This is a genomic window from Halorubrum tibetense (assembly GCF_055396225.1).
Map to the genome: position 1 here is coordinate 565,448 of NZ_AP043742.1, position 16,419 is coordinate 581,866.

A 16,419-nucleotide genomic window follows, 5' to 3' on the forward strand; every position below is an offset into this window, starting at 1 on the left:
CCTGTGTTGGTGGGGGTATGGCGCTACCGGTCGAGATCCTCTTCGGCATCTATCTCGGGATACTCACGGGGATCGTCCCCGCGTTGATCGCCGGGATACTCGGGTTCATTTTCAAATACTTCACTGGGGTGACGATCCCGGGGCTCGGTGTCGTCGTCCTCGCGTTGGCGATCGCGGGGATCAACGGCGGGCTGCTCGCGCTCAACGACGAGACGATCCGGAGCTCGGAGCGCGCACCAGCGATCCTCACCGCGATCATCGTCGTGTTGATGCTCTCGCTGTACGCGCACGCACAAGGCGACAAGCTCGGCGCGAGCGTGCCGAAGCGGGTCTCGCTCAAGCAGCTGCGCGAACGAACGCTCTCGACGGACGTCGTTGAGCTCGTCGGCGGGCGCGGACAGGTCCGCGTCTCGGTCGTCGGCGAGGTCGGCGACATGGAGGGGTACCCGCCGCTGCCCGCCGAGACGCGGAAGGCGATCGGCGAAGGGGAGTGGACGTTTCCGGCGGAGCTCCCGCTGTCCGAGTTGGAGCGGCGGTTCGCCGAGCGGCTGACGACGGAGCTCGAGCTCGCGGACGTCACCGTGAGCATCGACGAGGAGGCGCGTGCGACCGTCTCCGCCGCGCCGCCGACGGGGGGACTATCGAAGCGCGTCCCGAAGGGAAAACGCGCGGTGTCGGTCCCGGCGCTCGTCCCGACCGGGCTCGCGCGCGGCGACGTCGTCCGCGTCGTGACGAACGACGTCACCGTCGAAGGGGTCCTCCTGGCCGCCAAGTCGGGAGGGAAGAAGGAGGAGAAGAAACCGGATCCCCCCGCCACCAGTGGGAGCACACCAGCGACCGACGGCGGCGAGCCCAAACCCGCGCCGGCACCGGCGACCGCGACGACAGTCGGCGGCGAGGGACGGGTGACGGTCGCGGTCGACCGATCCGAGGCCGCGACGCTGTTGCGCGCTGGGCGCGGCCGGGTGCTTGTCCTCTCGCGGGGAACGCGTCGGGAGTTCGAGCTCACGTCTCTGCTGCGCCGGGCCGGGAAGCGGTTCCGTCGGGTGAGCGTCGTTCCCGGTGGCCCGCTCGACGGGCACACGATCGGCGACGTCGGCGTCCGTGAGACGTACGACGTCGCGATTCTAGCGGCCCGACACGACGACGACTGGACGGTGGCGCCTCGGGGGGGACAGACGCTCGCCGCGGGCGACGACTTGTTCGTCGTCGGCACGCGCGACGCCATCGATCGGTTCGACGAGGTGGCGAAATGAGCGCGAGCGCGGGCAGCGTACTGGACGCGCTCGGTGCGATCGGCGCCGCGGGCGGCGTCACGTTCGCCCAGCCGCGAGCCGCCGCGATCACTCTCCTGACGTTCGCGGCCCTCGCGACGCTCATCGCCGGCGCGGGGTCGCTCACGTACCGGTGGTACTTCCGCACCGAGATCCCCGACGGTGTCGCGATGATCCTCGGGGTCTCCGTCGTCGCGCTCTATCTCAACACGACGTCGCTCGGCGCGCTCGCGGGCGCGGAGGACCCCGAGCTGCTCACGGTCGACGGCGTCGTGTTCAACGTCGTCGCGCTCGGGCTGGCCGCCGCCGTCTCGCCGCTGGGTCGGTACGGCGGCGACCGACTCGCAGTCGACGTGTTCGCGCTCTCAGGAGTCAAAGGGATCGAGGGGGAGATGAGCCGGTTCGTCCGCACGCTCGGCCGGCGAACGCCGGTGACGCTCCCGGCGGCGGCCGAGATCGAGGACATGGACACTTACGAGCCGGTGTCCCTGGAAAAGAAGGCCGAGATGGCCGAGAAAACGCTGGTGTTTCCCCGGAAGCTCACGGTCGAGGAGCTGCGCGACCGGCTGGTGGAGCGCGTGAAAACCGACTTCGGGGTCGGTTACGTCGACGTGGACCTCACGGGCGACGGCACGGTGGAGTACTTCGCGGTCGGGTCACGGATGACCGGTCTCGGGCCGACGCTCGCGCCCGGCCGCGTTGCGGTCGCGCTCTCGGCCGACCCCGCGAACAACGCGACCGCCGGCGACATGGTCCAGATATGGCGGACCGAGCCAGAGCCGAAACGCGTCGCGACCGGCGAGCTCCGCGGGGTGGCCGACGACGTCGCGACGGTCGCGCTCGACGACGGTGACGCCGCTGAACTCTCCGTTGAGGGCGGTTATCGACTGATTACGTTGCCGGCGGAGCCACAGGCGGACCGGGAGTTCGCGTCCCTGTTGCGCAACGCCGACGAGACGATGGCGACCGTGACCGTCAAAGCCGAAAGCGACCTCGTCGGAACCGCCGTCGGCGGCGTGACCACCGTGGTCGCTGCCGTCAGGTCCGACGGGGGAGCGGTCCAGCCGATCCCGCCGCGAGCGTACACGTTCGCCTCCGGCGACACGGTGTTTCTCGTCGGCCGGCCGGACGCGATCCGTCGGTTCGAGGCGGCTGCAGTGGAACACTCCCCGGAACCGGGAGTAGACGCCGACGGCGGTGACGGACCGAACTCGGGAGCCGGTGACTCCGAGGGACCCGACTCGGGGGCGCGTCACACCGACGAGGAACCGCGGGTCGCGGACGCTGCGGGATCGGAGTCGGCCGACACGGACGGGACACAACGCTGATTACCCGTCACCCGGGAGGGGACCGTATGGAGTGGAAGCTGTTCGCGGACCTCGCCGAGATCGCCGGCGACCGGGTGATCGACGTGGATGCCGACCCCGGTGACACCGTGGGAGACGCGCTCGATGCCCTGCTCGCGGCACGTCCTGACCTCCGCGAGCGGGTGCTCGATAACGGCGAGCTCGCCGACCACATCAACCTGCTGCGGAACGGTGGGAACGTCCAGCATCAGGACGGCCTGTCGACGGTGCTCGAACCGGGCGACGAGCTGGCGCTGTTCCCGCCCGTGAGTGGCGGCTGAACGCGGGCTCGCTCGGATCGGTCGTTTCAAACGCGCCCGCGCCACAGTGACGGGCATGAGCGACGACCACGACGAGGGGGGACACCACCCCTGCCGCGAGGAGTTCTCCGAGGACCCGGTCGGTCACACGCGGACGAGCGCGGGGATGACCGTCGGGGAGCTGGTGGAGGCGTACGGCGACGCGGGGATCGGCGCGGCCGACGTCCACGAGGCGGGGGACGTGCTCGCGGAGATGTTCGGTAACGAGGACTGTACCGTCTTCCTCTCGCTCGCGGGCGCGATGGTCCCGGCAGGAATGCGGCGGGTCGTCTCGGACCTGATTCGCGACGGGTACGTCGACGCGCTCGTCACGACCGGCGCGAACCTCACACACGACACCATCGAGGCGATCGGCGGGAAACACCACCACGGGCGGACACACGACCCGGAGAAGAGCCCACGGGAACACGACGAGGGGCTCCGCGACGAGGAGGTCGACCGCATCTACAACGTCTACTTACCCCAGGAGCATTTCGCCGAGTTCGAGGGCCACCTCCGTGCGGAGGTGTTCCCCGACCTGGACGGGGAGGGAGCCGTCTCGATCGCGGAGCTCTGTACGGCGCTCGGTCGCGCGAACGCCGAGGTGAACGAACGCGAGGGGATCGCCGAGGACGCCGGCGTGGCCGCGGCCGCCTACGAGGCCGACGTGCCGATCTACTGTCCGGCGGTACAGGACTCCGTGTTGGGGTTGCAGGCGTGGATGTACGGGCAGACGGCCGATTTCACGCTCGACGCGCTCGCGGACATGACGGAGCTCACGGACCTGGCGTTTGCGGCCGACGACGCCGGGTGTCTCCTCGTCGGCGGCGGCGTCCCGAAGAACTTCACCCTCCAGACGATGCTCGTCACCCCGCGCGCTTACGACTACGCGGTGCAGGTGACGATGGACCCCGAAGCGACCGGCGGGCTCTCCGGAGCCACGTTAGAGGAGGCGCGCTCGTGGGGAAAACTCGAGCGCGACGCGCGGAACGCCTCCGTCTACGGTGACGCGACCGTCATGCTCCCCCTGCTCGTTGCCGCCGCGCGCGAGCGTGTGGAATAGAGACGGGAACCGCCCGGCTGAGACGGAGCGTGCCCGAACGCCTAGGTAAATACCACTACGCGTCGGAACGGACCGGTCTCCCGAAATCACCTATATAACCGAGACGGGTCTATCGCGGAGACGCCGATCGGACCACGAGAGATGGAGATCTCGAACGACGGTATCGCCGAGAAGTGGATTCAAAATAAAACGAAGCCCGATCGGGGTATATAACCGGCGTCATCGGAGGGGCCGGTCCCGTACCGACCGATCCGTGGCGGTCGCTATCGGAACCGTCGTCGGAGAAGCGCTCGCTCCGCGGTACCCGATCGGTCGGCTACTGGATGTGGCCTTCGCGGCGCAGCTGGTCGGCGTCCTCGTCGGTGTACCGCCACTCGACGTTCGCCTTCTCGTCCTGCCAGTCCCACGGCTCAGCGAGGACGACGTCGCCCTCGTTGATCCACGTACGATACTTCATACGGCCCGGAATACGGCCCAGTCGCGTCTCTCCGTCCACACAGCGCAGGCGGACGTGGTTACCGCCGAGGTGCTCGGTCACGACGGCGAACACTTCGTCATCTGAGGGCATTCGGAGGTTCCGACGCCCGGATTCTTCGCTCACGTCCGTCGGTAGAACGGGCGGCCGTATAAGTGATTGGAGACGCGTGTGACCGTTCGTCGTGTGACGTTTTCTCACGCTGACCGGGGCCGACGAGACGCGTACCGGGCGGGTATCACCCGGCTCCGGGACGCCATGCCGACCGCTTGCCGGCCACCTGCCGACCGCTTGCCGGCCACCTGCCGACCGCTTCCGTCGCTCAGTCGAACACGTCGTCGACCTGGTCGAACGTCGCCGCCTCACCGCCGGAGTTGTCGACGACGCGGTGGTCGGAGTCGATCCCGTCGAACAGCTTCTTGAACCGGAGGTGGATATCGAAGTCCGCGTCACTTATCCCGTCACGCTGTTCGATCCGTCGTTTCACGACCGTCTCGTCGCACTCGACTTTCACGAGATCGAAGGTGTCGGCCGCGTCCCGGGCCATCCCTCGAACGTCGCGGCGAAACCGCTCGTCCGCGAAGGTGGCGTCGAGGACGACGGCGTCGCCGTCGACGACGCGCTCGCGGGCGCGCTGTATCAGCGTGTCGTACACCGCTTCGGTCTCCTCGTCGGCGTACGTCGGGTCGGGGAAGAGCTCCTTGCGGATCACGTCGGTTCGGAGGATCTCGCCGTCGACGTGGTCGGCGATCCGCTTCGCAACGGTCGTTTTACCGACGCCCGGGAGCCCGCAAACGACGACGAGTTTGCCAGGGTCCGCCTCCGAGCCGGACGGTGTGGACGACCCGTGTGTGTCGTCCGGTTTCGATCCGTCGCCCGGCTCGGTCGCCGGTGGTCCGTCCGGCTCGGTCGCCGGTGGTCCGTCCGTCGTGATCGGCCCCTCGGTCGTGGGGGCCTCGTCCGGGACCGATCCGGAGGCAGGTGGGTCCTCTCCCGTCGGTTGTCCGCTCGCCTCGGGTGAGGCGGCGTCGGCCGCGTCACGGTTCGACATCGGCACCTCGCAGGGGGTCGGCCGTCGGTCGCCCTCCGTGACTCATCCGGATCGAGAGTCCGGCGAGAGCTACATGAAGCTTCCCCTCCCGCCGCGTGTGAGCCCCGAGCGAAGCGTTCAAATCCCGTCCCGACCACCCCACCTCCATGGAAAGCATCATCCTCGACGAGAAAGACGAGATGCTCGCGCCCGCGGTCGTGGTCGCGACGGCGGCGCTCATCGGCGTGTTCGTCCTCGGCCTGTTGTATCAGGCGGTCGGACTCGTCATCTGACGGTCGTTCCCCGGTTGCCCGAAGCGATCCGGTTTTGCCCCTTCGACGGGGAAACCGGATATGACTCGTGATCGACTCACGGAGCTGCTCGACCGCAACGACGCCCACGTCGCGGCCCTCGACCGCGGCGCGTTCGCTGACAAGCGGGACGTTCAGCGTCCACCGGTCGTCTCCGTCTGCTGTTCCGACTCCCGCGTCTCTCAGGAGGGGATGTGGTCCGTCGACGGGCCGGGCTACCTCTTTACCGCCGGCAACATCGGTAACCGCGTGATCGACGTCACCGAGGACGGCGAGCGCGTCCTCGAAGGCAGCGCCGCGTACCCGCTCGGACACACCGAGACGAACGTCCTCGCGGTCGTGGGCCACACCGGTTGCGGCGCGGTCGGCGCGGCGTTACACGCGGTTGAAACGGGTGAGTACCCCGCAGAGGCGGGCGTCAGGGCCGACGTGGAGGAGCTCGTTCCGATCGTGGAGGAAGGGACGACGGATCCGGCGGTCGTCGAGGGCGACGCGGATACGACGCTGCGGAACCGGCTGGTCGAGTACAACGTCCACGAGCAGGTCTCGTTCGCCACGGGGGACCCCGACGCGGCGGGTGCGGACGTGTACGGCTTCGTCTACGACTTCCACGGGGCGTACGGCGAACGCGACGGCGCGGCCTACCTCGTGAACGCCAACGGCGACCGCGACCCCGACAGCCTTCGCGAGCTCGTCGGGCCCGACCGAACCGATCACGTCGGGACCCTTCTCGCGGGCGAGTAGCCGCCGGAGCCGCGAACCACGGAGCCGAAAGTCCCGGAGCCGAAAGTCCCGAAGCCACGAGCAACGTGCCCCGAGTCGCGGGGCGTTCGACCCCAACCGCCCGACCGCCGCGCTACTACAGCCGCGGCGACCGCTGTGACCTCCGCACCGACCGATCCGCATCCGACAGCCGTATGGCGTCGGGAGCCGAATCGAACCCAATGGACCGCCGCGTGCTATTCGCGACCCTCATCCTGTTTGCCGGCGGCGCGGCGGGCGTCGGCGTCGCCACGTTCGCGTTCGTCGGTCTCGACGATCCGACTCCCGACGCGACCGTCATCTGGGAGTCGGACTCCGCCGACGGCGACGATGGGAGCGGGGCCGCGACCGCGACCGTCGACGGCGACACGCTCGTCCTTCAGGCCACTCTCGACGACGGCGAGCGCGCCGTCCGCGCCGTCGAACCGGGCAGCGGCGTCGTGTGGACGACGCCGGTGACGGTCGGATCGGCGGAGACGAACGGGACGGCCGACGGGGACACGGGGCCGATCGATATCAGCGCCCTCACGACCGGATCGCTCGGCGGCGACCCGGTCGTCGCGTTGACGACCGAGCCCGGGACGCTGGTCGTCCTCGACGCCGCCGACGGCTCGGAGCGGTTCGCGGTGGATCTCGGCGACACCAGTGGCGTCGCCCCGGCGATCGGGGACCCGACGGACGGCACCGGCGACGAACCCGCCGCCGTCGTCGCCGCGGTCACCGAAGCGGGGAGCGTCATCGCGGTCGACGCCGCCGGCGAGACGGTGTTCGAGACGTCGGTGGCGGGAAGCGTCGATCGACGCCCCCTCGTCGTCAACGGGGACCCGGATCCCGACGGTCGGAGCGACCCCGTTGCGGGGGGGATCGCGGTGACGACCGCCGGCACCGACCCCGGGACGGTAACCCTGTTGGACCCCGCCGGCGACGCCCGCTGGAGCGTCACCCCCTCCGTAACCGCGACGAGCTGGACCGCCGCGGCGACGCGGCGCGGCCCCGTGCTCGCGCTCGGCGGAACCAACGGCAACCTGGAGACGCTCGAGGCCGCCGACGGGACGGCCCGCTACGAGGTGGGATTACAGGACCTACCCGTCGCCGTGGGCGGTGTCGACGCTGGGCGGGTCCACGTCGGCGGCGTCGGCGACGTCTGGGCGGTGGATCTGCTCGACGGGGAGGTCGTCTGGAAACAGCAGTACGGCGGCCAGACCCGCGTGAACGCCCCCGGCGTCGGCGACGTGACCGGGGACGGAACGCCGAACGTCGTCACCGTGAACCGCGGCGGCGACGTGCTCGCGATGAACCGGAACGGTGACGGCGCACTCCGAGGAGGCGTCCCGAACGTCGTCTACGCGGGACCGCTGTTCGCCGATGTCAGTGGGGACGGCGTTGAGGAAGTGATCGTCGTCGACGAGGCTGGCGTCGTGCGCGTGCTAGACGTGTGAGGTCGCGGTCACGATCGGAGATCCAGTCTGGTCAGATCCTTGAATACGGCAGTTAGCGAGGCTATAAGCGAGGTTTTCACCGGAAACTCGGTGTGTCAACTGAGCGGCCGCTATCGGCGGTCGTGAAACGAAACCGTCTCGTGTAGGACCGGTTAGTGGTCCTCGTCCTCGTACACCCACGTCGCGGTGTCGAGGCCGTAGTCGACGAGCTCGTCCTCGTCGAAGAACAGGGCGATCTCGCGCTCGTTCGCGCCCTCGTCCTCGTGGTCCGATGCGTGGATCACGTTGTGGCCGAGGTCGAGCCCGAAGTCGCCGCGGATCGTGCCCGGAGCGGATTCGGCGGGGTCGGTCTCGCCGACCATCGCACGGACCTGTCTGGTCGCGTCAGCGCCCTCCCACACCATCGCGAAGACGGGGCCGGAGGTGATGAACTCGACGAGCCCGTCGAAGAACGGTTTGTCCTCGTGCTCGCCGTAGTGCTCGTGAGCGAGTTCTTCGTCGATCCGCATGAACTTCCCGCCGACGAGCTTCAGGCCACGCTCCTCGAAGCGAGAGACGATCTCGCCGATGAGACCGCGCTGGACGCCGTCGGGTTTGACCATCACGAACGTGCGCTCGTCGTGGTGGCTCATTCCTCGCCACCCTGCTTACGCCCTTCCTCGGTCCACTCGAGGTCGCGCGCCTCGCGGCCGAGGAAGTAGTTCTTCTCCGCCTTCGAGTCGACGAAGTGGAGGATCTGGCCGTTCGTCTTCACGAACATCGTGCCCGTGCCGGGTTCGATCTCCTCGCCGGTGTAATCACAGGTGCGTCTCTCGACCATGGGTTATCGACCTCCGATGGCGTCGGCGTCGCGCTGGGTCTCCCGCAGCTGAAGCACGTCGCCCAGCCGGACGGGACCCAGGACGTTTCGCGTGATGATCCGTCCCTGGTTCGATCCCTCCTGGATGCGGCATTTGACCTGCATGGCCTCGCCGTGCATCCCGGTTTTGCCGACGACCTCGATCACCTCGGCGGTGGTCGAGTCGCCGGTGCCCTCTTCTGCGCTCATGGGTGGTTATCGGAGCTCCGCGACCTTCTCGCCGATGTCCTCGACGTCGTCGGCGGCGTCACCGGCGTCGACGACGGCGGCGGCGGCCGAGCCGACCTCGAGGCCCGCGGCGTGGCCGACCTCGTCTTGGGTGTCGACGAAGACGACCGGGATCCCCTTCTCCTCGGCGAGCTCGGGGAGGTGCATCACGATCTCCTCGGGCGAGACGTCCTCGGCGACGAGGACGAGCTTCGCATTGCCGCGCTCGACGGATTTGGTGGTCTCGTTGGTTCCTTTCTTTACGGTTCCTGTGTCTCGGGCGACCTCGAACGCCTCGAGCGATCGCTCGGCGAGGTCGGCTGGGGTGTCGTAGTCTACGTAAACTGGCATGTGTTGTTCACCTATGGTCCTCCCGTGGGCTCGCGTGTCCGTCCCGTGGTCGATCCCTATCGGAACGGCACATCATCGACCCCGAAGAGGCTGTACCCTGCGGTTGGCTAGGCCGTCATAAAAACGCTTTCAATGCGCCCCGGGCGTGCGAGCTGGGCGCATGGGATCCCCGCGGAGGGGGCCGGTCGGTCACTCCGAGCCCTTTTACCGGCTCCGTCGACTCCTCCCCGGTAGATGGTCAGGCTGGTTCACTACTCCGACATCGAGAACGTCTTCGACGCGCCGGAGCGCGCGGCGCGGCTCGCGGGGCGGATCCGAGCGCTCGACGGCCCCGACGCGGCGGTCGTCGCCACCGGCGACACGACCGCCCCGGGCGTCCTCTCGCTCGTCGCGGGCGGACGGCAGATCCTCGAGTTCTACGCCGCGACCGACACGGCGCTCGACACGTTCGGGAACCACGAGTTCGACTACGGACCCGACGCCCTCCGGGGAACCGTCGCCGACGCGCCCGCCGAGTTCGTCTCCGCGAACGTCCGCGACGAGGACGGCGAGCCGTTCGGCCGGGCGGAGGGAGTCGTCCCGTGGACGACGCGCGAGGTCGACGGCGCGACGGTCGGGTTCGTCGGCGTCACCGACCCGGCGACAGACTCGCTCAATCCCATGGCCGCACCGCTCTCGTTCGACGACCCCGTGGCGGCCGCACGGGAGGCGCTCGCCGACCTCGACCGCACGGTCGGGAACGTCGACCACCGCGTCGTCCTCTCGCACCTCGGAAGCGGCGACGACGAGCTCGCTCGCGCGCTCGACGTCGACGCCGTGCTCGGCGGGCACGTCCACAGCCCGCGCAACGAGTACGTCGACGGGACCCTGCTCGTCCGGCCGGGCGTGAACGGCGAGGTCGTCGTCGAGGTCGAGCTCGACGCTCGCCCGGTCGCGACGCTCCACGAGCGGGACGGCGCGGAACCGCTCGGGGACCTCCAGTCGGCCCTCGAAGCGCGGATGCGCGAAGCCGACCTCGACGAGGTCGTCGGCCAGGTGACGGACCCGATCCCCCGGACCGGCGAGGTCGTCCACGGCGGCGAGTGTCGGGTCGGTAACTTCGTCGCGGACGCGTTCCGCTGGGCGCACGACGCCGACGTCGGGCTCTCGAACGCCGGCGGGCTCCGGCAGGGCGATCCGTGGACCGACGACGTGACGAAAGCCGACCTGATCAGCCTCATCCCGTTCGAGGAGCCGGTGGTGCTCGTCTCGCTCACCGGCGAAGCGTTGCGGAGCGTGCTCCGGGAGATGGCGGCACCCGATGTCGACTTCGGCGAGGACGACTGGTGGCACGGCCACGTCTCGAACGCGCGGGTGGTGTGGGACGCCGACCGCGAGGCGCTCGTCGAAGCGAGCGTCGGCGGGGAACCGATCGATCCGGAGACGACGTACACGGTCGCGACCTCCGAGTACCTACTCCACTCCGACCACGAGTTCCCGACGCTCGAACAGCGCCACCGGATCGGCGAGGCCGACATCCAGTACGAGGTGCTCGCGGCCTACGCCCGCGAGCACGGGATCGATCCGTCGATCGAGGGCCGGATCGAGATCCGGAATCGCGCCGCCGCGGCCGACGGCGACTGAGGGGGCGACTTCGGCGACGGACGACTGCTTATAAACGTAGCGCGGTGAAACGAACGCGGCGAAACGTAACGTGGTGAACATAACGTGGTGAACGTAACGCGTCGGCGCGTGCCGACGAGCGCCCGAAGGGTGCGAGTCGCACGCGCGAGGTCGTCGGGCTTCGCCCGACTGCCAGAGTGGCCTTCGGCCCCTCAATGGACGCAGCGGTCGCTTATAAGCGACCGCTGCGAGGCTGGGGAGGCGTGAGGCACGGGGCGGTTGCGGTGTCGGGCAGGCCGGGACTCAGCGGGGCGGGACGCAACGGGGCAGTCGCTGGCGACCTCGCCGCCGCCTGCCAGAGGCGCGAAGCGCGTCGCTGCCGCGAGGACGAAGCCCACCCACCGAAGTGATCTCGGTGCTTCGAGAGCCAGTCACGTATCGCCGAGCAGTTGGGTATTTAACGGCGTTCGCCGCCGATCCGCAACTGATCGCGTACAAATTACTCCGGGTCATATATAAACGCAGACCACGAGCGCCCACGAACCCGGCAGCGTCTCGGTCTCAGTCCAGACTCACGTCGACGTCGCGCTGGTGGGCGGCGGCCTTCACCGTATTATAAAGCAGCATCGCGCGCGTCATCGGCCCGACGCCGCCGGGCACGGGGGTAATCGCTCCCGCCACCTCGCTCGCCGACTCGTAGTCTACGTCCCCCACCAATTCGTACCCCTTCTCGGTGTCCGCCTCCACGCGATTTATCCCCACGTCGATCACGGTCGCGCCCGCCTTCAGCATCGAGCCGTCGATGAACTCCGGGATCCCCGCCGCCGCGACGACGATGTCCGCGTCCGCGAGCTTCGCCGCCAGATCCGTGGTCCGGGAGTGACACACCGTCGTGGTCGCGTTTCCAGTGGGTGACTTCTGGATCAGCAGGTTCGCCATCGGTTTACCGACGATGTCCGAACGACCGACCACCACCGCGTCCGCGCCCTCGGTCTCGACGTCGTACGCCGCGAGCAGCTGCTGGACGCCGTGGGGGGTACAGGGTTTGAATCGGGCGTCACCGGCGACGAGGCGGCCGACGTTCTCCGGGTGGAACCCGTCGACGTCCTTCGTGGGGTCGATCCGTCGGAGCACGCTGCGGGTGTCGACGTGGTCAGGTACGGGCAACTGGACTAAGATCCCGTGGACGTCCTCCCGACCGTTGAGCTCGTCGATGGTGTCGAACAGGGTCTCGGCGGGGGCGTCGACGTCGACGTCGACGTGGATCCCCTCGATCCCGACCTCCTCGCAGTCGCGCTGTTTCATCGAGACGTACGTCTCGCTCGCAGGGTCGTCGCTCATCAACACGGTCGCCAATCCCGGATCCACGCCCGCGTCCGCGAGCGTCTCCACGCAGTCGGCGACGTCCGACCGGACGTCGGCCGCGACCGCCTCGCCGTCGATGACCTCGGTCATAGCCGAGCTGGGTGCCGGAAGCGGCATAAACACTACGGGATGGTGCCAATACGAACGCCATTTGGATCCGCATATACCCACATTCGTGGATCAGCAAACCCGCCTCACTCGGGAAACAGCTCCAGCTCCCGGTCGATCGCATCGATCGCGGCGACCGCCTCCGAATCGAGCACAAGATCGGCGGCCGCGAGGTTCGCCCGGAGGTGCGGCTCGCTCGACGCCTTCGGGATCGTCACGACGGGTTCCTTCGAGAGCGCCCACGCGAGCGCGACCGCCTCCGGCGTCGTGTCGTGCGTCGCGGCCGCGTCGACGACCGGCTCGACCTCTCGGACTCGCCCACCCGCGAGCGGCGAGTAGGCGACGAGCGGGTAGCCGCCCTCGCGGGCGTGCTCGACCAGCTCGGAACGGCGGAACAGAGGATGTAGCTCCGTCTGGTGGGCGGCAATGGGCGCGTCGAGCACATCGGCCGCGCGGTCCAGCTCGGCCGGCTCGAAGTTGGAGACGCCGACCGCGTCGACGACGCCGTCGTCCACCAGCCGATCGAGCGCCGGGAGCGTCGTCTCCGGGTCGTAGTCGCCGCGCGGGCGGTGGACGTACAGCAGGTCGATCGTCTCGACGCCGAGCCGGGCGGCGCTCTCGCGGGCTGCCGGTTCGACGGCGTCGTCCGCGAGGTCGTCGATCCAGAGCTTGGTGGCGACGGTCACCGCGTCGCGGTCGACCTCGCTCGCGGCAAGCCCCTCGCCGACGACCCTCTCGTTGCCGTAGATCCGGGCGGTGTCGAGGTGGCGGTAGCCGACCGAGAGCGCGGTCGTGACCGGCACGGGGTCGTCGATTCCCATCGTCCCGAGGCCGACCGGGGGAAGGTGCATGTCGGGGTGTCGGGTCGCGACCCGCTAAAGGTTTCATACCATCGGACGACGGGAGAGTGACGGGAGACCGCAGTCCGGCTACGGCCCATCGAGGTGCTACTCGCGGGCCGTCGACCGACGGATCACGACCCGTCGAGGGTGGGGGTCTGCCGTCGGCCGCACAGACAGACCAGATCGTGGAGGTCGTCGATTTCGTACGTGGGCTCGACCGAGAGGTCGAACGACCGGCGGTGTGGTCGGCGGATGAACGCCGAGTCGATCCCGGCGTTGTCGGCCGCCTCGATGTCGGATTCGTTGTCGCCGACGAACAGCGCGGTGGTCGCGTCGAGGTCTTCGAGCACGCGTTCGAGATAGTACGGCGAGGGTTTCTTCCGGGAAAGGCTCGCGATCGAGGGCTCGCGACCGTACACGACGTCGAAGCGGTCGGCGAGCCCGAAGTGGTCGAGCAGGTCGTCGAGCGTAGCCTGTTGGTTCGAGGAGACGACCGCCAGCGGGGCGTCGACGTGTCGGAGCGCGTCGATGTCCTCGTAGGGGGTCTTGCGGCCGGCGCGAGCCGCCGTCGCCTGTGCGTCGGTAGCGAGCTCCTCGCGGACGCGCCAGAACGCCGCCGGATCGAGACCGTATCGCTCACAGATGTCGCTCAGGGTCGCGGGATCGACGCCGACGGCGATGTCGTCGACGTGTGCGAGATCCGGGTCCGACACGCCCTGCCGCTCGAAGGCCTCCCAGGCGGCCTCGCGGAGGGTGTCGAACGGGGTTCGCCCGAGGATCACCCCGTCGTGGTCGAGAACGACGGCGTCGTACACTCGCTATCCTTGGTCGGTAGCGGGCAAAAAGGTTTCACACACGGTCGGGAGTCGTGAGCGGGCCGGCATACAGGTCGCGGTGGGTGACGTACGGCCTCTCGACAAGCGCGCACACGATCTCTCGACGGGCGACCGGGTTCCCGTAGGGTCGCAGTATGCGGGTGTTGTCCCGCGTTCCGGGGGTGCGCGAGGACTCCCGCACTTTCAATACCCGGCGCGTCGAACCTTCGGGTGGATCATGAACATCTCTGATATCGCAGTGCCGGAGTACGTCGAGGTCGCCGCCGACGAGCGACTCGCCAAGGTCCGGTCCATCTTCGAGCGCGAGAACCCCAAGGGGATCGTCGTCACGGAGGACGGCGAGTACGCCGGTGTGGTCGGCGAGAAGCAGCTCCTGCGCTCGCGCATGGAGGACGACACGAAGGTCTCCGTCGTCATGAAGCCCGCCCCCTCCGTCAAGCGGACCGAAGACGTCCGCGAGACGGCCCGCCTCCTCGTCGAGGGTGACGTGAAGATCGCCCCGGTCTACGAGGGTGAGAAGCTCTACGGGATCGTCACGGTCGACCAGATCCTCGAAGCCGTCCTCGACAGCCTCGACGCCATCACCGTCGACCAGGTCGCCACGACCGACGTGATCGGGATCAACGATGGCGACAGCGTCGGACAGGCGATCAACCGGCTCCGCGAGAACGGGATCTCCCGGCTCCCCGTACTGGACGACGACGGTGGGCTCGTCGGCGTCGTCACCACGAACGACATCGTCGAGTTCGTCGTCCGCGATCATGAGCGACAGGGAAGCGGCGACCGCGCAGGCGACATCGATCGGATGCTCGATCTCCCCGTCTACGACATCATGTCGAGCCCCGTCGTCACCGCGACTGGCGACGAGACGGCGAAGGCCGTCGTCTCCCGTATGTTCGACAACGATGTCTCCGGACTGGTCGTCACCCCTGAGGGCGCAGACACCGTCGCGGGGATGGTGACGAAAACCGACGTGCTCCGAGCGCTCACGTTCACCGAGGAGGACTCGATGGACGTCCAGATCACAAACGTCGACTTGCTCGACCGCGTCTCCCGCGAGCACATCGTCGAGTCCATCGAGGGCGTCGCCGACAAGTACGCCGAGATGCAGGTGATGCACGCACACGTCCGGCTCCACGAGCACAAGGAGAAGCTCCGCGGCACGCCGCTCATCCAGTGTCAGATCCGGCTCCGGACCAACCAAGGTCAGGTCGGTGGCTCCGGAGAGGGGTACGGTGCGGAACACGCGTTCCACGTCGCGCTCGACAAGCTCGAACGCAACGTCCTCGAAATCAAAGGCGTCAACGCCGACGAGGAGTACCGCGGCCAGCTCCTCCGGAAGCTCGGCGAGCTGTAAGGCGACCGCGGTTCGGGCCCTGTTATTCACCTTCGTTTCGACGCCCTTCGTTTCGACGTCCGAGCACATATCCAGCCTCGACGCTCCGTACAACACCGCGGCGACTCGGCGGCCGCTACTCGTCCATCCCCGCCGCCAACCCCTCCTCGACGATCCGGAACGTGGCGGAGTCGCCGGCGGCTTTCGACCGGTGTTTCTCCAGCGTGACCCGACGGTTCCCGCCGCGGAAGCGGTCGACGCGTAAGATCGTCCCGGTCCAGTGGTTGAGGGTGTTGCCGCCGAGCGCACGGTCTCGGTCGCTGTCGGGGTCGGTGAACACCTGATTGGTGATCACCACGGCGAGGTCGTGTCGCCGGGCCAGCGAGAGGAGATGCGTCACCTGTTTCGCGACCTTCCGGAGGGACTGGCCCCCTTCGGTGTCGCCGGCGCGTTCGAGCCGGTAGAAGCCGGTCGCGGAGTCGAGCACGATCAGGTCGATTTCCGCCGCGAGCTCCTCGGCGTCGCGAACGGCCTCGCGCTGGTCATCGAAGTCGTACGCCTCCGAGATCACCAGTCGAGCGGCCAACGTCTCGACGTCGCTATCGGCGTCCGGTCGTTCGACCCGAGCGCTCGCGATCTGTTCGAACCGGTCGATGGAGAGTCCCTCGGTGTCGATGAACAGCGACCGGTTGCCGGTGGCCGCGAGCTCGACTGCCGCCGTGAGTGCGAGGTTGGTTTTCCCGGCCGCGGGCGGCCCGTACACCTGTGTGACGACCCCGCGCTCGAACCCCCCGCCCAACAGCTCGTCGACCGGGTCACACCCGGTCCGGATCGGATCGCTCACTGTCGACGGTTAGTCCGCGTCCGTCTTTAAAAGGTCGGTCACGGCGGGACTGGAGGACTGGCGATCGGTT

General features: G+C 68.5%; 19 protein-coding genes. 9 read left to right on the forward strand and 10 right to left on the reverse strand.

The annotated features are described in order from the left end of the window. The first annotated feature begins 17 nt into the window (after positions 1-17). The 4 genes from ACZ5TV_RS02785 to ACZ5TV_RS02800 are packed head-to-tail and all read left to right on the forward strand — an operon-like array spanning position 18 to position 3,982. Positions 18-1,256, forward strand: coding sequence for a potassium channel family protein (locus tag ACZ5TV_RS02785; RefSeq protein WP_464384079.1), 1,239 nt, complete (start codon positions 18-20; stop codon positions 1,254-1,256). After that, positions 1,253-2,602 carry a cation:proton antiporter regulatory subunit gene (locus ACZ5TV_RS02790; RefSeq protein WP_464384080.1) on the forward strand — a complete coding sequence of 450 codons (1,350 nt, stop codon included), beginning with the start codon at positions 1,253-1,255 and terminating at the stop codon, positions 2,600-2,602. Before ACZ5TV_RS02785 ends, ACZ5TV_RS02790 begins: the two co-directional genes overlap by 4 nt. Positions 2,603-2,628: 26 nt before the next feature. After that, positions 2,629-2,901, forward strand: coding sequence for a ubiquitin-like small modifier protein 1 (locus ACZ5TV_RS02795; RefSeq protein WP_379781886.1), 273 nt, complete (start codon positions 2,629-2,631; stop codon positions 2,899-2,901). Between the two features lie 55 nt (positions 2,902-2,956). Continuing rightward, positions 2,957-3,982, forward strand: coding sequence for a deoxyhypusine synthase (locus ACZ5TV_RS02800; RefSeq protein ID WP_379781884.1), 1,026 nt, complete (start codon positions 2,957-2,959; stop codon positions 3,980-3,982). Between the two features lie 316 nt (positions 3,983-4,298). Here ACZ5TV_RS02800 and eif1A read toward each other — a convergent pair whose 3' ends face one another. Further along, positions 4,299-4,583 (reverse strand): translation initiation factor eIF-1A, encoded by a 285-nt coding sequence (gene eif1A, locus ACZ5TV_RS02805; protein WP_379781882.1) that lies wholly within the window; start codon positions 4,581-4,583, stop codon positions 4,299-4,301. A gap of 196 nt (positions 4,584-4,779) precedes the next feature. Next, positions 4,780-5,508, reverse strand: coding sequence for a P-loop nucleotide/nucleoside kinase family protein (locus ACZ5TV_RS02810; protein ID WP_379781880.1), 729 nt, complete (start codon positions 5,506-5,508; stop codon positions 4,780-4,782). Between the two features lie 146 nt (positions 5,509-5,654). On the opposite strand from ACZ5TV_RS02810, the gene ACZ5TV_RS02815 reads away from it, so the two are divergent. The 3 genes from ACZ5TV_RS02815 to ACZ5TV_RS02825 all read left to right on the forward strand — a co-directional run bounded on the left by ACZ5TV_RS02815 (position 5,655) and on the right by ACZ5TV_RS02825 (position 7,999). Continuing rightward, a complete protein-coding gene (locus ACZ5TV_RS02815) occupies positions 5,655-5,780 on the forward strand; it encodes a hypothetical protein (RefSeq protein WP_379781878.1) in 126 nt (41 codons plus the stop codon). 60 nt (positions 5,781-5,840) lie between these two features. Then, entirely contained in the window at positions 5,841-6,542 is a 702-nt protein-coding gene (locus ACZ5TV_RS02820; RefSeq protein WP_379781876.1) for a carbonic anhydrase, read from the forward strand. A gap of 200 nt (positions 6,543-6,742) precedes the next feature. After that, a complete protein-coding gene (locus ACZ5TV_RS02825; protein WP_464384081.1) occupies positions 6,743-7,999 on the forward strand; it encodes an outer membrane protein assembly factor BamB family protein in 1,257 nt (418 codons plus the stop codon). 152 nt (positions 8,000-8,151) lie between these two features. Here the strand turns inward: ACZ5TV_RS02825 and ndk are convergent, their stop codons facing one another. From ndk to rpl7ae, 4 genes are read right to left on the reverse strand one after another with little or no spacing between them, the layout of a single operon-like run. Continuing rightward, a complete protein-coding gene (gene ndk / locus ACZ5TV_RS02830) occupies positions 8,152-8,631 on the reverse strand; it encodes a nucleoside-diphosphate kinase (RefSeq protein ID WP_379783413.1) in 480 nt (159 codons plus the stop codon). After that, complete coding sequence (locus tag ACZ5TV_RS02835; RefSeq protein ID WP_379783415.1) at positions 8,628-8,819, reverse strand: 50S ribosomal protein L24e; 192 nt, start codon at positions 8,817-8,819, stop codon at positions 8,628-8,630. The genes ndk and ACZ5TV_RS02835 overlap by 4 nt, the downstream gene beginning before the upstream one ends. A 3-nt stretch (positions 8,820-8,822) precedes the next feature. After that, positions 8,823-9,047: a 30S ribosomal protein S28e gene (locus ACZ5TV_RS02840; RefSeq protein WP_066417357.1), complete on the reverse strand. Its 225-nt coding sequence runs from the start codon at positions 9,045-9,047 to the stop codon at positions 8,823-8,825. A gap of 6 nt (positions 9,048-9,053) precedes the next feature. Further along, positions 9,054-9,416, reverse strand: a complete 363-nt coding sequence (gene rpl7ae, locus ACZ5TV_RS02845; RefSeq protein ID WP_379783418.1) for a 50S ribosomal protein L7Ae — start codon at positions 9,414-9,416, stop codon at positions 9,054-9,056. A gap of 234 nt (positions 9,417-9,650) precedes the next feature. Here rpl7ae and ACZ5TV_RS02850 point away from each other — a divergent pair, with 234 nt between their 5' ends. Then, entirely contained in the window at positions 9,651-11,039 is a 1,389-nt protein-coding gene (locus ACZ5TV_RS02850; RefSeq protein ID WP_464384082.1) for a bifunctional metallophosphatase/5'-nucleotidase, read from the forward strand. A gap of 540 nt (positions 11,040-11,579) precedes the next feature. Here the strand turns inward: ACZ5TV_RS02850 and ACZ5TV_RS02855 are convergent. The 3 genes from ACZ5TV_RS02855 to ACZ5TV_RS02865 form a co-directional block, all read right to left on the reverse strand. Beyond that, positions 11,580-12,473: a tetrahydrofolate dehydrogenase/cyclohydrolase catalytic domain-containing protein gene (locus ACZ5TV_RS02855; RefSeq protein WP_379783683.1), complete on the reverse strand. Its 894-nt coding sequence runs from the start codon at positions 12,471-12,473 to the stop codon at positions 11,580-11,582. Positions 12,474-12,577: 104 nt separating this feature from the next. Further along, entirely contained in the window at positions 12,578-13,342 is a 765-nt protein-coding gene (locus ACZ5TV_RS02860) for an aldo/keto reductase (protein WP_464384083.1), read from the reverse strand. A 122-nt stretch (positions 13,343-13,464) separates the two neighbouring features. Further along, the gene (locus ACZ5TV_RS02865) at positions 13,465-14,148 is read right to left on the reverse strand and encodes an HAD family hydrolase (protein ID WP_379781041.1); all 684 of its coding nucleotides are present in this window, start codon (positions 14,146-14,148) and stop codon (positions 13,465-13,467) included. Between the two features lie 238 nt (positions 14,149-14,386). Between ACZ5TV_RS02865 and ACZ5TV_RS02870 the strand changes: the two genes are divergently transcribed. Then, positions 14,387-15,526: a CBS domain-containing protein gene (locus ACZ5TV_RS02870; RefSeq protein WP_379781043.1), complete on the forward strand. Its 1,140-nt coding sequence runs from the start codon at positions 14,387-14,389 to the stop codon at positions 15,524-15,526. Between the two features lie 115 nt (positions 15,527-15,641). Here ACZ5TV_RS02870 and radB read toward each other — a convergent pair whose 3' ends face one another. Next, positions 15,642-16,349 (reverse strand): DNA repair and recombination protein RadB, encoded by a 708-nt coding sequence (gene radB, locus ACZ5TV_RS02875; protein WP_379781045.1) that lies wholly within the window; start codon positions 16,347-16,349, stop codon positions 15,642-15,644. Between the last annotated feature and the right edge of the window lie 70 nt (positions 16,350-16,419).

What these genes read in the sequence shown, in the direction of transcription:
- ACZ5TV_RS02860 (WP_464384083.1), bottom strand. Translation starts at nt 13,342, where the DNA reads ATGCACCTTCCCCCGGTCGGCCTCGGGACGATGGGAATCGACGACCCC.
- rpl7ae (WP_379783418.1), bottom strand. Translation starts at nt 9,416, where the DNA reads ATGCCAGTTTACGTAGACTACGACACCCCAGCCGACCTCGCCGAGCGA.
- ACZ5TV_RS02855 (WP_379783683.1), bottom strand. Translation starts at nt 12,473, where the DNA reads ATGACCGAGGTCATCGACGGCGAGGCGGTCGCGGCCGACGTCCGGTCG.
- ACZ5TV_RS02840 (WP_066417357.1), bottom strand. Translation starts at nt 9,047, where the DNA reads ATGAGCGCAGAAGAGGGCACCGGCGACTCGACCACCGCCGAGGTGATC.
- ACZ5TV_RS02870 (WP_379781043.1), top strand. Translation starts at nt 14,387, where the DNA reads ATGAACATCTCTGATATCGCAGTGCCGGAGTACGTCGAGGTCGCCGCC.
- ACZ5TV_RS02810 (WP_379781880.1), bottom strand. Translation starts at nt 5,508, where the DNA reads ATGTCGAACCGTGACGCGGCCGACGCCGCCTCACCCGAGGCGAGCGGA.
- ACZ5TV_RS02820 (WP_379781876.1), top strand. Translation starts at nt 5,841, where the DNA reads ATGACTCGTGATCGACTCACGGAGCTGCTCGACCGCAACGACGCCCAC.
- ACZ5TV_RS02785 (WP_464384079.1), top strand. Translation starts at nt 18, where the DNA reads ATGGCGCTACCGGTCGAGATCCTCTTCGGCATCTATCTCGGGATACTC.
- ACZ5TV_RS02815 (WP_379781878.1), top strand. Translation starts at nt 5,655, where the DNA reads ATGGAAAGCATCATCCTCGACGAGAAAGACGAGATGCTCGCGCCCGCG.
- ACZ5TV_RS02800 (WP_379781884.1), top strand. Translation starts at nt 2,957, where the DNA reads ATGAGCGACGACCACGACGAGGGGGGACACCACCCCTGCCGCGAGGAG.
- ACZ5TV_RS02790 (WP_464384080.1), top strand. Translation starts at nt 1,253, where the DNA reads ATGAGCGCGAGCGCGGGCAGCGTACTGGACGCGCTCGGTGCGATCGGC.
- ACZ5TV_RS02850 (WP_464384082.1), top strand. Translation starts at nt 9,651, where the DNA reads ATGGTCAGGCTGGTTCACTACTCCGACATCGAGAACGTCTTCGACGCG.
- ACZ5TV_RS02795 (WP_379781886.1), top strand. Translation starts at nt 2,629, where the DNA reads ATGGAGTGGAAGCTGTTCGCGGACCTCGCCGAGATCGCCGGCGACCGG.
- ndk (WP_379783413.1), bottom strand. Translation starts at nt 8,631, where the DNA reads ATGAGCCACCACGACGAGCGCACGTTCGTGATGGTCAAACCCGACGGC.
- ACZ5TV_RS02825 (WP_464384081.1), top strand. Translation starts at nt 6,743, where the DNA reads ATGGACCGCCGCGTGCTATTCGCGACCCTCATCCTGTTTGCCGGCGGC.
- ACZ5TV_RS02835 (WP_379783415.1), bottom strand. Translation starts at nt 8,819, where the DNA reads ATGGTCGAGAGACGCACCTGTGATTACACCGGCGAGGAGATCGAACCC.